The organism is Aromatoleum sp. (assembly GCF_036675785.1).
Lineage (GTDB): Bacteria > Pseudomonadota > Gammaproteobacteria > Burkholderiales > Rhodocyclaceae > Aromatoleum.
This window is the reverse complement of record NZ_JAKFEF010000023.1, coordinates 1-15,503: the sequence shown is the minus strand read 5'-3', so window position 1 is coordinate 15,503 and position 15,503 is coordinate 1. Positions and strand designations below refer to the sequence as shown.

Sequence of the window (15,503 nt, the reverse complement as noted above, 5' to 3'; positions counted from 1 at the left end):
CCTCCCCTGTCAGCCCAGCACCGCTTCGCCGACGTCGATCGGCGCGCCGGTGCGGGCGACGATCGCGTCGATGCTCTCGCCGTCGGCGACCTCGAGCAGCCGCAGCCCGTCGCGCGTCACGTCGAGTACGCACAGGTCGGTGATGATCCGGCTGACGACGCCGACGCCGGTCAGCGGCAAGTCGCAGCGGCGCAGGATCTTCGGCTCGCCGCTCTTGCTGCAGTGCTCCATCATCACGATCACGCGGCGCACCCCTGCAACGAGATCCATCGCGCCGCCCATCCCTTTGACGAGCTTGCCCGGGATCATCCAGTTCGCGAGATCCCCGCGCTCGCTGACCTGCATTGCCCCGAGGATCGCGAGGTCGATGTGGCCGCCGCGGATCATCGCGAACGAGTCCGCGCTGCTGAAGATGCTGCTGCCGGCGAGCGTCGTCACCGTCTGCTTGCCGGCGTTGATGAGGTCGGCGTCGACCTCGGCTTCGGTCGGAAACGGCCCGATGCCGAGCAGGCCGTTTTCGGACTGCAACCAGACGTCCATGCCGGGCGGAATGTGGTTCGCTACCAGCGTCGGCATGCCGATGCCGAGGTTCACGTAGTAGCCGTCGCGCAGCTCCCGGGCGGCGCGGCGCGCCATGTCATTGCGGGTCCAGGCCATGATCACGCCTCCCTCACGGTGCGTTGTTCGATGTGTTTCGTCGGCGCCGGATTGACGACGATGCGCTGCACGAAGACGCCCGGCGTATGGATGTGGTCGGGGTCGAGGTCGCCGGTCTCGACGAGCTCCTCGACCTCGGCCACCGTCACCCGTCCCGCGGTGGCGACGACGGGATTGAAGTTGCGCGCCGTCTTGCGATAGACGAGGTTGCCGGCGCGATCCGCCTTCCAGGCCTTGACGAGCGCGACGTCGGCGGTCAGCGAGCGTTCGAGCAGGTAGCGCGCGCCGTCGATCTCGCGCTCTTCCTTCCCTTCCGCGACGAGGGTGCCCACGCCGGTGCGGGTGTAGAACGCCGGGATGCCGGCGCCGCCCGCGCGCAGCTTCTCGGCGAGCGTCCCCTGCGGCGTCAGCTCGACTTCGAGCTCGCCGGCGAGCAGCTGGCGCTCGAACTCAGCGTTCTCGCCGACGTACGACGACACCATCTTGCGCACCTGCCGCGACTCGAGCAGCAGGCCGAGCCCGACGCCATCGACGCCCGCGTTGTTGCTGATCACGGTGAGGTTCGCGACCTTCGAGTCGCGTAGGCCGTGGATCAGCATTTCGGGGATGCCGCACAGGCCGAAGCCCCCGACCGCAACTGTCTGCCCGTCCTCGACGACGTCGGCCAGCGCGGAACCGACATCCGGATATACCTTGCTCATAGCGTTTTCATCCTCTCTCGATAAGTCGATCGCAAACCGGGCAGCGGTGCCGCCGTATGGCCGCGGATGCGGGTCGAAGCGACTCCAACCGGTATGCATCTTCAGCAACGTCCGTGCCGATCCCCTGAATTTCGATCCATGTCATTGTTTCGACGCAATTTTCGCTCGCCGCGGGGGCAGATCGGGAAGCCGTCTTGACCGGGAAACGGACAACGACGTGGGACGGCGTCCGGAATTCGAACGCCCCCCCGCACCGGCGCTACGCGGTCACCCGCAGCGCCCGCACTTCATCGATCGCGCCGGGATTCTCGACCGACGACAGGTCGCCGGCGCTCGTGCCGAGGTAGGCGCTGCGCATCAGTCGGCGCACCGTCTTGCCGTTGCGCGTCTTCGGGATCGCCTGGACGAGATGGATGCGCGAAGGGCGCAGCGGCTTGCCGAGGTGGCGTCCGACGTGGTCGACGAGCTCCGCTTCCCAGTCCTCCCACGGCCGCTGCACGAGCTTGCGGCGGTCGGCGACGGTCACGAAGCAGACGACCGTCTCGCCCTTCAACTCGTCCGGCACGCCGATCGCGACGGCCTCGGTTACGAGCGGGTGCGACACCAGTGCGGATTCGAAATCGGCGGGGCCGACGCGCTTGCCGGCGATCTTGATCGTGTCGTCGCTGCGGCCGTGGACGAACCAGTAGCCGTCCGCGTCGACGCGCGCCCAGTCGCCGTGCACCCACACGTCCGGCCACACCGACCAGTACGCGTCGCGGTAACGCTCGGCGTCGCGCCAGAAGCCGCTCGTCATGCCGGGCCACGGCCGGCGGATCGTCAGCTCGCCGACGCTCTCGCGTACCGGCTGGCCGTCGGCGTCGCGCACGTCGACCGCCATACCGGGAATCGGACCGTCGAATGCGCCGGGCTTCTGCGGGCGACCCGGAAAGCACGCGAGGATGCCGCCGCCGATCTCGGTGCCGCCCGAATAGTTGATGATCGGGCGGCGCGAAGCCCCGACCGCTTCGAACAGCCACAGCCATGGCGCCTCGTTCCACGCCTCACCGGTCGAGCCGAACACGCGCAGCGCATCGAGCGCGCCGGGCGGGGGCAGGCTCCGTTCGGCCGCCATCAGCAGCCGCACGAGCGTCGGCGACAGGCCGAAATGCGTGACGCGGTGACGCTCGATCACCTGCCACAGCCGGCCGGCATCGGGGTAATCGGGTGTGCCCTCGTAGAGCACGATCGTCGCGCCATGCATCAGGCCGCCGTACACCATCCACGGCCCCATCAGCCAGCCCATGTCGGTGACCCACATCAGCGTGTCGTCGGCGTGCAGGTCGAATGCCATCAGCAGATCCTGCGCCGCCTTCACCGGGAAACCGGCGTGGGTGTGGACGACGCCTTTCGGCTTGCCGGTCGTGCCCGACGTGTAGATCAGCATCAGCGTCTGGTCGGCGGGAAACGCCGCGGGCGCGGAGTCGGGGCAGGATTCGAGCAGCGTGCGGTAATCGACCTCGGCAAACGATGCGTCGCGGTCGAGCGCGTTCGATGCCCCCCCTTCGCCTGCGCAGAGTCCGAGCCGGTCGACGACGACGAGATGGCGCATCGAGGCGCAGGCGCGCGCCGCCGTCCTCGCGTCCGCGAGCATCGGCACCACCTTGCCGCGACGGAAGTAGCCGTTCGCGCACACGAGCACCGACGCCTCGCAGTCGGCGACCCGCTGCGCGACCGAGTCGGCGCCGTAGCCGGAGAAGAACGGGATGAAGATCGCGCCGATACGGGTCGCCGCGAGCATGAGGGTCGCAGCCTCGGGGATCATCGGCAGGTAGAGCGCGATCCGGTCGCCTTCGCCGACGCCGAGCGCGCGCAACCCCGCCGCAACGCGGGCGACCTCGTCGGCGAGCGCCGCGTAGCTGATCGTGCGCGACTCGCCGCCGTCACCTTCCCAGCGGATCGCGATCTTGTCCGGCGTTGCGCGCGCGTGTTTGCCGACGAGGTTGTCGACGAGGTCGAGCCGGCCGTCGACGAACCATTTCGGCCACATCACGCCGCCGGCGAAGTCGAGCGTGCGGCGGTACGGCGTCGCCCAGTCCAGCCCGATCGACTCGACGACCGCATCCCAGAAGCGCTGCGGCACGTACGCCGCCTGCAGCTGCAGATCCTCGAGGTCGCGGTAGCCGTAGCGCGCGATGAACCGCGCGAGCCGCGTGTTGTTCCAGTCATAACCGATGGGGACATGCATCGTCATGTCGTGCCTCCCTGCGTTGTCTCGAACGGAATCGACGCGCCGCTCCCTTCCCCGCGGACAAAAAAAGCCGCCCCCGAAACGGCAGCGGGGGCGGTCGAAATGGCCGAGAGCGGAGGTCACGGCACGGAAAGGTTTGCAGCGGTCAGCGGCCGGCGCCGGTCGCGACTTCCTCGAGGATGTTCAGCGACACGTCGGTCTCCTTCACCCCCTTCGGGTTGGATTTCATGTTGGAAGACCAGTTGGTGGCGTGGCCGCGCTTGACGTCGATGATGTGGCCGATGACCGGCATCACGGCCTTGTAGCCGTCGTCGCCGACGTCGGGCCGGTTCTGGAAGATGAACATCTTCCAGAACTCGCCCTTGCGGTCGAGCGCGTAGCCGAGGTACGGGCGGGGGAAGTCGACCTCGATGTACGCGACCTTCTTGCTGTACGGATGTTCCGGCGGCGGCGTGCCCTCGACGACGTATACTTCGCGCGGCTCCCAGCCGACGTCCTTCGCCGGGTTCGAATATGGCGGCTCGGCCATGTTGATCCGCGGGAAGCGCTTCTGCGGGTCGGTCCAGGGCTGCGAGGTGTCGACGCTCATCTCGGGGCTGTGCGCGATCGCCAGCACCCAGCGCTTTTCGATCAGCTTGTTCTCGACGTATTTCGTCGGCCACGCATCCCAGATGTCCCAGTCGTCGTAGAGCTGGTCGGTGCCGCCGATCGGGTCCATCCACGCGCCGCCAGACAGGCGCCGCGTGCGCCGCACCGACTTCAGGTACGCGTACGAGTCGTCCGGCTTCTTCGAGTCGGCCTGGTTGTAGCGCTGAGAGAACGTGCCGAGGCCGCGGATGTCCTGCGGGTAGTGCGCGACGAAGTAGGTCTTCTGCGACACGTCGCCGTCGCCGACCGAAACCGGGCCGCCGTCGAGCCGCCCTTCCATGTAGTAGCGGCGCGACTGGAACGCCTGGACCCGCTCGTAGCCCTTCTTCGCGTCGAGGAACACCCACGCGATGTCGCGCAGGTCCATCGTTGCGCCGTAGGTCGCCGCGCGCAGGTTCCAGATCACCTTGTCGCCGGCGTGCGGGTCGTCGAGCTTGATCGTCTCGGGCGGGAACGGCATCCCCGCCTTCCAGCCGCTGATCGTGCGGTCGGCCGGGTTGAACTTGACGTCCTTCGCCCCGTTCTTCGTCGCCTCGACGTATTTCGGGTCCATCTCGATCTTCTTCGAGTGCGCGAGCTTGATCGTCAGGTTGTGGTTCTTGATCATCCATTCGAGCTTTTCGGGGACCATGCTGGCGATGGTCTTGTCCTCGAAGGTGTCGTTCTTGATCGACTCGTAGTTGTCCTTGTCGATGACGAAGCCGGCTTCGAGCGCCTTCGCGTGCGCGCCTTGCGCGGAAAGCGCCAGCAACAGGCCGAGCGCGCCCGCGAGCGCGGTCCGCCGCACCGGAGCATCGGCGGTGAATTTCAAGTGCTTGTGCATCGTGGTCTCCTCCTTTTTTAGAACTGCCGGGTCAAGCGGAAAACGAGCTGGCTCGCGTTGTCGAAGTAGCCGAAGATCTGTGACGCCTCGTCGCTGAACTGCGTCTTGTTGGATTTGTTGCCGCCCCAGAAGATGTCCGCCTCGATCCTCGCGAGCCATTGGTCGGACAGCGTCAGCGACAGGCTGGGGATCGCGAAACCGCCGCCATGCGTCAGGTCGACGCCGATCGCGAAGCCCGGGTTGATCGTGTCGTTGGCGTAGTTCAGCGTCGTGAACGCGGTCAGGATCGTGTTGTGCTCGGTCAGCTCGGTGCCGTACGCGAAGAGGCGCACGAGGTCGTCGTCGCGGTCGAAGCCGAGCACCTGCGTGTTGAACAGCTGGATCGACGAGAACGACGGGCGCGACGTGCCGAACAGGCCCTGGAGGTCGAGGTCCTTGTCGATGCGCAGCATCGTCGTCAGCGTGTTCTTCTTCTTCACGCCGCCGAGGCCGATGCCGACGTTGCCCGGGACGTTCGGCGCGAGGAAGGCGCCGGTGCCGACGTTGAACGGCTGGTCCTTCGTGTACGCCATCTCGGCACTGAGCACCGCGTCGAGCGCGGCGCTGTAGCCGCTCACCGTTGCGCCGAGCACGTCGATCTTGGGGTGGATCAGATCGAACACGGCGCCGCTCGGCGCCTTCTTGTACGGCTTGAAGGCCGAGTTCGCGACCGGGTCCGCCGAGAACGACGTGAGGTACGCGAGCGAGTAGCTCAGGCCGAACGCTTCACCTGACCAGCGCACGCCGCCAGTGACATCGTCGCGGTCCCCGTCGGGGTGATCACAGTCCTTGTCGGTGACCGCGCTGAGGTCGAAGCCGCGATACGGCTGGAAGAACCATCGCCCGCCACGGATATCGTACGTATTGCCGATGTCCTCGCAGCGGTCGACGCCGGGCCGCACATACGCGGCGAGCATGCCATCCGCTTCGGGGATGCGGATCTTCGTCGAGATCAGCGTCAGCGGCTTGCGCCATTCCTCGTTCTCGCCCTCGAAGAACAGGTGCCATGACAGGTCGTAGCCGTGCACCAGGTCCATCGCGTGGAAGAAGTCCGACTCGCCCCACACCAGCTGCTGCTTGCCGACTTTCACCGTCACGCGCTCGCCGAACGGCATTTCGGCCCAGAACTCGCGCAGCTCGTTGTTGTTGTAGTTGTCGGTGATGCTGCTGCTGTGGCCGCCGACCGCAGTGCCGTTCGTCGTGCGCAGCCGCTCCAGGTCGTTGAGGTAGCTCGTCTTGTGCTCGCGGTCCGCGCGGCCGATCGCCTTCCATTTCACCGGGCCGGTTTTCGCGTCGGCGTCGAGCAGCAGCGAGCCGCGCACCATCGACAGCTTGCCCTTGCTGTCCTTGTCGATCGCATCCAGCTCCGGCTGGTTCTGCAGGTTCACCGACACCCAGCCGCGCGCGTAGCCCGACAGGTTGAAGCTGAAGTCGTCAGCGGCCCACGAGCTGCTTTCGCCGTTCGCGCCTCGGGCCGGCCCCCACCCGGCACCGGCGAGCGCGGCCACTACCGCGATCGAGGCCGCCTTCCTTTTCGTTGCTCCCTTGCTCCTCATCTCCTCGCTCCTCGTGTTTTTCATTGCGTTGAAGTCTTTCTGGCGGGCGAGGCGCCAGTCGCCGCGGCGCCTCGCCCGGAGGGCTCACGCGAGCGCCGGCTCCGCCTGCGGGATCGGACGCCGCTTGCTGCCGACGATGAATTCGGGCCGGAACACATAGACGAGCGCGGGCATGATGAAGAGCGCGCTGAACGCCGAGATGAACAGCCACAGCGCGATCAGCACGCCCATGTCGGCCTGCAGACGCAGCGACGAGAAGTGCCACAGCACGACGCTGGTGATCAGCGTCATTGCGGTGATCAGCACGCCCTTGCCCGGCCCCATCAGCGCATTGACGATCGCGCGCTCGACGTTGTGCGAGCGGTGCAGGTTCTCGCGGATGCCATCGACGATGTAGAACGTGTAATCGACGCCGAGACCGATGCCGAGCGCGACGACCGGCAGCGTGTTGATGTTCATGCCGATGCCCTGCCAGGCCATGTAGCTGAACGTGATGGTGTTGGAGAGCAGCACCGGGATCATGAAGAACACCCCGGCGACCGTTGAGCGGTAGGTGACCGTGCAGCACACGACCAGCACCAGCAGCGCGAGCGCGATGGCCTCGATCTGGCCGGCGAGGATCACCTCGTTGACCGCCGCGAGCACGCCGACGAGACCGCCCGCGAGCAGGTACTGGGCGTCCTTGATCGGATGCTGCTCGACGTAGTCGCGCACGCGGGCGACCGCGGTGCGGATCGTCTCGCCCTGGTGGTCGCGGAAGAACAGCGTCACCGCGCCGTTCTTCGCGTCGGCGTCGGCGTAGCGGTCCATGTCACCCGGGTCCGAGCCGGAGACGAACATGTACATCAGCTCGCCGTTCTCGTCGGCGCTCTGCCCGAGCTCCTGGTACATCGGGTTGCCTTCGCGCAGCACGCGCTTGACCTGCGGCAGGATGTCCGCGAGCGAGATGCTGCCGCCGACTTCCGGCTGGGCCTCCATGTACTTCTGGAAGCGCGTCATGCTCGACAGCACTTCGGGCTCGCGCAGCGCGCCGGGCTTCTCGCCGGCGACGACGACGAACATCCGGTCCGAGCCCTGGAACTGGCGGTTGATCTCGGCCGCGTCGCGGTTGTAGCTCGAGTCAGGCCACAGGATCGGCGAGCCCGGGTTCGCGTCGCCGACCTTGAGGTTGAACGCGTAGAGGCCGGAGACGACGAACACCGCCGCGGCCATTCCGAGCACCGCGTAGCGCCAGCGAGTCGTGACGATCGCCGAGCACACGCCGAGGATGCGCATCAGCACCGGGTGGATGTTGACCGGATGGATGTAGCGCCGGCGCACGCCGAACCACGACAGCATCACCGGCGTCAGGATCAGCGCGCTGACGAAGATCGTCAGCACCCACACCGTGCCGATGAACGAGATCTTCTGCAGCAGCGGGATCGGCGTCAGCGCGACCACGAGCACACAGCCGGCGTCGGCGACGATCGCGAGCATGCTCGGTTTGAACAGGTTGCGCGCACTGGCGCGCGCCGCGGCTGCCGCGCTCGGCGTGCCTTGCGCCGCCTCGTCGTCGAAGCGCGCGATCAACTGCACCGAGTTCGAGATCGCCTGTGCGGTGATCAGGAACGCGACGACGACGACCAGCGGGTCGAGGTGGAAGCCCATCAGCCGCGCCGCGCCGAGCGCCCACACCGCGCTGACGAGACCGGCGAGCAGCGGCAGGATCGTACCGTGCCAGGTGCGCGTGATCAGGCACAGCAGCACGACCAGCGCCGCGACCGCGAAGAAGAAGATCGTCAGCGTCTCGTGCAGGTAGTGGTTCACCCAGCCGTACAGCACCGGCTCGCCGACGATGCGCACCTGCACGCCGTCGCCGCTCGCCTCCTCGACCAGCGCCATCAGCTGGTTGAACGCGCGCGTGTAGTCCATGTTGCTGTCGCTGAAGTCCAGCGTGACCAGCGTCGCCTTCAGGTCGGTCGACACGTACGGCCCATAGACCAGCGGGTTGTCGAGCACCGACGCCTTCAGCGCGGCGAGCTCGGCGTCGGTGCGCGGCAGCTCGGGCCACATCAGCGGCCGCGATTCGACGCCCTCGGTCGAGGCGCGCACCTCCTTGATCTTCTTCGATGCGAGCGAAATGATCTGGTAGGTGTCGACGCCTTCGACCTGCTGCAGGTCGACCGTCAGCTTCTGCACCTTGCCCAGCACGGTCGGGTTGAAGATGTCACCGTGCTCGGCCTCGAGCATGATGCTGACCATGTTCGAGCCGCCGAAGGTCTGCTTGAAGCGCTGGTTCACCTCGACGTAGGGGTGATTGCGCGGCAGCAGATCGCTGAAGATCGTCTTCACCTCGATCTGGCTCGCCTGGTAGCCCATTACCAGCGTCACCAGCGCGACCGCGGCGACGACCAGTGCGCGGAAGCGGATCAGGAAGGCAAAGGCGCTGTCGACCTTGCCGAATGTCGTGTTCTTCATTCTTGTCCCCTCACATCCGCTTGTGACCGGCGACGCTCAGCGCGCCATCGTCGAGGACCGCCAGGTTGCTGCCGGCGAGGAAGTAGCGCGTGCCCGAGCGCGCGAGCGCGGTGCGCCACGACACGTCCCCTTCGGCCACGCGACCGGGCTGCCACGGCGCGGTGTCGGCCTCCGCCGTCGCCATGACGCCCTTGTCGCCGACCGCGAGCCAGCGGTTCTCGTCCCAGATCACGGAGTACAGGTGCTCGCGGGTGAAGGCCGGAACCTGCTGCCATGTCGCGCCGCCGTCGGCCGTCGTCAGCAGGGTGCCCGCGAGGCCGACAGCGACGCCGTGCTCGGCGTCGCGGAACGCGACGCTCATCAGGCTCACCTCGTTCGGCGTCTCGACCGCCGCCCACGTCGTGCCGCCGTCCGTCGTCTTCATCAGCGCGCCGAACTCGCCGACGAGCCAGCCGGTGTTGCCGACGAAGGCGACGTCGTTCCAGGCGCGGTCTTTCTCGGGCAGCATCCGCGACCACGTCTCGCCCCGATCGGTCGAGCGCAGCAGCGCGCCGAATTCGCCCACCGCCCAAGCGGCGCCGTCGGCGATGCGGACGCGGAACAGCTTGTTCGGGTTGCCGGTCGCGGGGATTTCGGACTGCGTCCAGGTGCGGCCGGCGTCGCGGGTGACGATCACGACGCCGTCGTTGCCCACGGCCACGGCGGAGTCGGCGTCCCACGCCGCGATGCCCTGGAGATTGGCGCCGGTGTTGGTCTCCTGGCGCGACCAGGACTGGCCGCCGTCTTCGCTGCGGACGACCTTGCCGTCGGCGCCGACGGCCCATACCACGCTGCCGTTCGGTGCGGCGACCCCATAGAAGCTGTCGCGGCGCTCGATGGCCGGCGGCTCGACCTTCTGCACCACCGCCTCCGCCTTGACGAACAGGCCCGCGTAAAGGAGCCCACCGACAATTACCAGGGGTGCGGACGACGTTGCCACCGTCACGACGCCGCGCGCACCGCCTCCGTATTTCCTGAATCGACGCAACATCACTGTCTCCTTCACGCCCGGCCCAGGCGCGCCTGACTATTGTTTTTTGCGCGACAAGTCCCCTGCAGGGCAGCGGCCTCGCATCACGCAGTACGGAATTCGGGATGACTCGGGCCCGACGAGGGCCCGCCGGCGCTAGCGGAATGGCAGCGCCGGCGCCGCACCCGCCGGACCAGCGGTCCGGCGGGTGCGGATCAGGCCGCGCGTTCGGGCACCGGCAGGCCGACCCAGTCCTTGTAGAAGGCTTCGATGTCCGGCTCGAAGTCGTGAATCACCGGGTACCACGGCGTCGGCGCCTCGACGTCGTGCATCGTCCCGCAGGTCGGGCAGTAGTACTCGCGGTAGACCTGCCACTGGGTGTCGGCCGCCATCAGCTTCGGATACACCTCCGTCATCGCCTCTTCCGTGTCGCGCACGTAAATCGCCGCATGCAGCTTCCAGTTCTCCCGGTAGTCGCAGAACTCGTGGCCGCAGTCGCACTTGATGAGCCACTGCTTGGTCTTGGCCGACTGCACGATGTACATGTGCGGCCCCAGCGGCAGGACGATGCGATCCTTGAACGTCACCTTCTTCTGCAAGGCCTCGACGTATTGCTCGAAACGACTGTTGTCCTTGGGCATCGACAGCATGCGGAAGGTGGTTTCCCAGTCGAGCGAGCCCTCGACGAGGTGCGAAACCTGTTCATTCGTGTAGGAAGACATTTTTTGCTCCTTGATTCGACGTGTCGTTCGGGCGGGCTGTCACTCTTCGACCTGGACGACGGTCGTGACGTCCGGCATCAGCGAGAGATCCATGCGGTGCTTGGAGCCGTAGGTCGGCACCCCGAGCTCTTCCTCGCGCAGTTGCCACTCCGCCGGAAGGCTCCAGAAGTCCTTGAACTCCCTGGTGAACTTCTCGGACAGCGCAAAACTGGTGGCGAACATGTGCTGGACCTGCACCGACGCATGCTTGTTGAGGATGCGTTCGCGCTCTTCCTTCATCCATTCGCGGGTCGGCACCGCGCGGGCGAGGCGCTCCTTGCGGAGCTCGGCACGGCGTGCCTGGGTCTTGGCCGGATCGACCGTGAACACGCCCTTCCCATCCTGCGTGAAGACCGCGCCGTAGACCTTCTGCGCGTATTCCGGCAGCAGGAACTTCTGGTTCAGGTCGCTCTCGATGGCCTTCGGATCGCGATCGATCGGATCGCCGAAACCAGGGCCGCCGCGCAGGTAGTTCAGGTACAGGTCGTGGTTGTCGTAGCAGTCTTCGGTGGTCATGCACTGCTTGTCGCGCTTGACCACGGCCGTCGCGTCGATGTGCCGCTCGTAGTCGGGCGCGCTCGGGTCGAGGTCGCCCCCCAGCGGCAGCGAGTCGCCGACGGCGATGCGCTTGTCGAGACCGGTCTTGTGCGCTTCGAAGCGGTAACCGGTCGCCGACGGGTAGCCGCCCATCATTCCCCAGTCGCTGTTCATGTAGCCGTTGCCCATGAAGAACATCGTCCAGTCCTGGGCGTTCCACACCATGCGCAGCGTTTCGAAGCCGCAGCCGCCGCGGTACTTGCCGTAGCCGCCGGAGTTGGCCTTGACGTTGCGACCCAGATAAAGGAGCGGCTCGGCCATCTCCCAGATCTCGATGTCGCCCATGTCGCCTTCGGGGTTCCAGATCGCGGCGGCATGGTTCAGGCCGTCCTTCACGGCGCAGGCGCCCGTGCCGCAGGAGCTCGCCTCGAAGCTGTTCACCGCGTGGATCTCGCCGTCCTGGTTGATGCCGCCGCCCTGCAGCCAGTTGGACGTGTTGGCGTTGCCGGCATTGACCTCCTCGAGGTAGCCGCGGCTGAAGTAGGACTGGCTCAAACCGCGCCACAGCGCCGCCCAGCCGGAGACCAGGAAGTGCCAGGCGTAGGCGTGACCGGTGCGGCGGTCGTCCGGGTTGCACCAGGTCCCCTTAGGCAGCTTGAACTCGGTCGCGTAGTACGCGCCGTCATTGATGCGCTGGGTCGGGACGAGGGTCTGGCACATCATCACCCAGATGCCGGACGTGAAGGCGACCTGGTGGGCGTTGAAGGTATGCCAGCCCCAGCGGCTCGCGCCCTCGAAGTCGAGCCGCCATTTCCCGTCCGGCTTGATCGTCATCTCGCACGGCGAGTGCATGATCGAGTCGAGCTTCGCGAAGGCGTTCGACACCTGCACGTCGTCGTGCTTGTACGGCACGTCGACGAAGGACACCTTGCGGTACTTGCCCGGCAGGGTCATCGCCTTGATGCGGTTCATCAGCCCGCGGCGGCCTTCCTCGATGACCTCGGAGGCGAACTTCTCGTAGGCGTCGATGCCGTCGGCACGGATCACGTCCTCCACCAGCTCGCGGATCATGTGGCAGCCGGCGATGCGGGTTTTCTCGTCGAGGATCCAGTACTTCGGTGTGCGCACCGAGCGCTGCGACTCGTGCAGCCAGTCGCGCAGCGGCTCGTCGTTCACGCCGGTCTTGCGGCAGGTGATCATGTAGCCGTCGCCGAAACGCTGGGTCTGGCCGGTGGACATCGAGCCCGGCGTCACCGCGCCGGTGTCGATGACGTGCGTGACGCCGCCGACCCAGCCGATCAGCCGGCCTTCCCAGAAGATCGGCACGATCGTCGCGATGTCGCAGGGGTGCACGTTGCCGATCGCGCAGTCGTTAGTCGTGAACATGTCGCCGGGATTGATGCCGGGGTTGCCTTCCCAATTGTTCTCGATCATGTACTTGATCGCCGCGCCCATCGTGCCGACGTGGATGATGATGCCGGTCGAAGTCAGCACGCAGTCGCCCGCGGCGTTGTACAGCGTGAAGCACAGCTCGCCTTCCTGCTCCACGATCGGGCTCGCGGCGATCTTCTTCGCCGTTTCGCGGGCATGTACGAGGCCGCCGCGCAGCTTCGAGAACAGCTTCTCGTAGCCGATCGGGTCACTGTCGCGGAACTCCAGCTTTTCCAGGCCGTTGTAGTAGCCGGTCGCCTTGGTGCGCTCGATGATTTCGTCGCGGAACTGCTTGAGCGTCTGGCCGTTTTTCAGAAGATCGGCGAAGCCGACTTCCTTGTTCGTCATCATGTTCATGGTCGTCTCTCCTCACTATTGATTGGCCCCCAAGACACCTCCGGTATCGGCCCCCCGAAGGGGCACCGGTCGCCTTGGGGCGGCCCGGCGGCTACCGGGCTTCTTTGAGATGGAACAGGCGGTGCTTGTCGATCGTGGTTTCGAAGCCGTCGGGCACGACGAAGGTCGTCGCATCGGATTCGATGATCGCGGGGCCGACGATGTGGTTGCCGGCCTTGATGGACTCCATCTTCCACAGCGCAGCCTCGACCCACTTCTTGTGGCGGTAGAACGGGCGGGTGCCGAGGTAGGCTTCCTTCGGCGGCGTCGGGCCGCAGTCCGGGTCTTCCGGCAGCACCGGCTTCTGCGTCACCACCATGCCGCGGAGGATCGCGCCGGTGATCGAGAAGCCCAGCTCCGGCGAGCGCGCCGAATGGGCATAGACGCGGCCATAGGTGTTCTCGAACGCCTCGATGATCTGGTCCCAGTCGGCGGCGGTCGCCGCGGTCGACACCGGCGAGACGATCTCAAGGTCGTTCAGCTGACCCATGTACTGCATCTTGTAGCCGGGGATGAGCAGCACGTCTTCGGCCTGGTAGCCATTGATCACGAACTCGTCGATGACCTTCACCGCCAGTTCGCTCCAGGCTTCCTGCAGGCTCGCGCAAGCCGCGGCCTTCTCGGCGTCACTGGCGAGCTGGGCCACGCCCAGATCCACCGACTTGTCGTAGCGATACTCGAAGTCGGCGCAGGCGCAGCCGAAAGCCGAGAAGCCGGCCGCCCACGCGGGCACGACCACATCCTTGAAACCCACGCCCTCGGTGTAGCCGTAGGTATGCACCGGACCGGCACCGCCGTAGGAGAAGCAGGTGAACTCCGCCGGGTTGTAGCCCTTCGCGCTGATGTTCGCGCGCAGGTACTCGGACAGGGTCAGGTCCAGCAGCTCGATCACGCCTGCGGCCGCATCCTCGACCGACAGCCCCAGCGGATCGGCGATCTGCGCCTTGATGTGGTCGCGCGCGCGCTGCACATCGAGCTTGATCGCGCCGCCGAGGAAGTTGTCGGGGTTCAGATAGCCGAGCACGACGTGGCAGTCGGACACCGACACCGTATCCAGCCCGCTTTCGGGCCAGCAGGTGCCGACGCGGTAGCCGGCGCTGTCGGGTCCGAGCTTGATCGACTTGCTGTACGGGTCCAGACGCACGAAGCTCCCGGCGCCGGCACCGACCGAGTCCATCGCCACGAGCGGCAGCGACAGCACCAGACGAGCCATGTCGGGGTCTGACTTGATCGCGAAATTGCCCTTCGTGATCAGCGCGACGTCGAACGACGTGCCGCCGATGTCCGAGCACGCGATGTTCTCGTCGCCGAGGTACTCGCCGAGCAGCTTCGAGCCGATGACGCCGCCGATCGGGCCGGAGACGATGGTGCGCGCGAGCTCCTTCGCCTTCCAGCTGATCGTGCCGCCATGCGTCGCCATCACGCGCAGGTCGAACTTCGCGCCGTGTTTCTTGAAGCGGTCGCTGACCTTCTTCAGCGTCTGGCGCGACGGTTCGGCGCCGTAGGCTTCGAGGATCGTCGTATTCATCCGGTGGCTTTCCTTGCGCGACGGGTAGTAATCCACCGACGCGAAGACCGGGATGTCGACCTTGAGCTGCGCGAGCTCGTCCCTGACGATGTCGCGGGCGCGCTGCTCGCTGCTTTCATTCTTGTGAGACTGCAGCAGGCAAATGACGATCGCCTGCGAGCCGGCCTCGACGAGTTCCCGCGTCGCCTGACGCACTTCGTTCTCGCGCAGCGGGATCACCACCTTGCCTTGCACGTCGGTGCGCTCGGTCACGCCGCGGGTGCGGGACACCGGCACGAGCGGCTCGTCATAGCGGTGCGTGTTGAGGTGGATGCGGTCCTCGAGCGCGTAGCCGAGATAGCTCTGTAGCGCGCGGCCCATCGAGTGGATCTGCTCGAAACCGCGGTTGCAGATCAGGCCGACGTTGAGACCCTTGCGCATCAGGATGCGGTTCAGCATCGCGGTGCCCGAATACACGCAGGTCACGAGCTCCGGGTACACCTCGTCGACGTCGCGGCCCCAGTGCGCGAGCGCGTCCTGCGAGGAGTTGTAGATCGCGAGCGACTCGTCGGCGGGATTGCTCTGCGCCTTGCCGACGACGAAGCGCCCGTCTTCGCGGACGAAGAATGTATCGGTCATCGTGCCGCCGGCATCGATGCCCATCACCTGTACCTGTGATGCCTGTAGGACTTCCATGGTTATCTCCATCTCCTCTTGATTAGCGAGTCGCCGTTTGCCGGCCCCCGCATGT

General features: G+C 66.4%; 10 protein-coding genes. All 10 read right to left on the bottom strand.

Features of this window, described 5'->3' with window-relative positions; all coding sequences use genetic code 11:
* Nucleotides 1-9: 9 nt before the first annotated feature.
* Nucleotides 10-657 carry a CoA transferase subunit B gene (locus tag V6M37_RS05815; RefSeq protein ID WP_332671584.1) on the bottom strand — a complete coding sequence of 216 codons (648 nt, stop codon included), beginning with the start codon at nucleotides 655-657 and terminating at the stop codon, nucleotides 10-12.
* Between the two features lie 2 nt (nucleotides 658-659).
* Nucleotides 660-1,358 carry a CoA transferase subunit A gene (locus V6M37_RS05810; RefSeq protein WP_332671583.1) on the bottom strand — a complete coding sequence of 233 codons (699 nt, stop codon included), beginning with the start codon at nucleotides 1,356-1,358 and terminating at the stop codon, nucleotides 660-662.
* Nucleotides 1,359-1,617: 259 nt separating this feature from the next.
* Nucleotides 1,618-3,591: an AMP-binding protein gene (locus tag V6M37_RS05805; RefSeq protein WP_332671582.1), complete on the bottom strand. Its 1,974-nt coding sequence runs from the start codon at nucleotides 3,589-3,591 to the stop codon at nucleotides 1,618-1,620.
* A gap of 142 nt (nucleotides 3,592-3,733) precedes the next feature.
* Nucleotides 3,734-5,059 (bottom strand): DUF1329 domain-containing protein, encoded by a 1,326-nt coding sequence (locus tag V6M37_RS05800; RefSeq protein ID WP_332671581.1) that lies wholly within the window; start codon nucleotides 5,057-5,059, stop codon nucleotides 3,734-3,736.
* 17 nt (nucleotides 5,060-5,076) lie between these two features.
* A complete protein-coding gene (locus V6M37_RS05795) occupies nucleotides 5,077-6,654 on the bottom strand; it encodes a DUF1302 family protein (protein WP_332671580.1) in 1,578 nt (525 codons plus the stop codon).
* A gap of 84 nt (nucleotides 6,655-6,738) precedes the next feature.
* A complete protein-coding gene (locus tag V6M37_RS05790) occupies nucleotides 6,739-9,111 on the bottom strand; it encodes an efflux RND transporter permease subunit (protein ID WP_332671579.1) in 2,373 nt (790 codons plus the stop codon).
* A 10-nt stretch (nucleotides 9,112-9,121) separates the two neighbouring features.
* Complete coding sequence (locus V6M37_RS05785) at nucleotides 9,122-10,141, bottom strand: WD40/YVTN/BNR-like repeat-containing protein (protein ID WP_332671578.1); 1,020 nt, start codon at nucleotides 10,139-10,141, stop codon at nucleotides 9,122-9,124.
* Nucleotides 10,142-10,335: 194 nt separating this feature from the next.
* Nucleotides 10,336-10,842: an acetone carboxylase subunit gamma gene (locus V6M37_RS05780; protein ID WP_332671577.1), complete on the bottom strand. Its 507-nt coding sequence runs from the start codon at nucleotides 10,840-10,842 to the stop codon at nucleotides 10,336-10,338.
* Nucleotides 10,843-10,881: 39 nt separating this feature from the next.
* A complete protein-coding gene (locus V6M37_RS05775; protein WP_332671576.1) occupies nucleotides 10,882-13,206 on the bottom strand; it encodes a hydantoinase B/oxoprolinase family protein in 2,325 nt (774 codons plus the stop codon).
* Between the two features lie 91 nt (nucleotides 13,207-13,297).
* Nucleotides 13,298-15,448 carry a hydantoinase/oxoprolinase family protein gene (locus V6M37_RS05770; protein WP_332671575.1) on the bottom strand — a complete coding sequence of 717 codons (2,151 nt, stop codon included), beginning with the start codon at nucleotides 15,446-15,448 and terminating at the stop codon, nucleotides 13,298-13,300.
* Nucleotides 15,449-15,503: the final 55 nt, after the last annotated feature.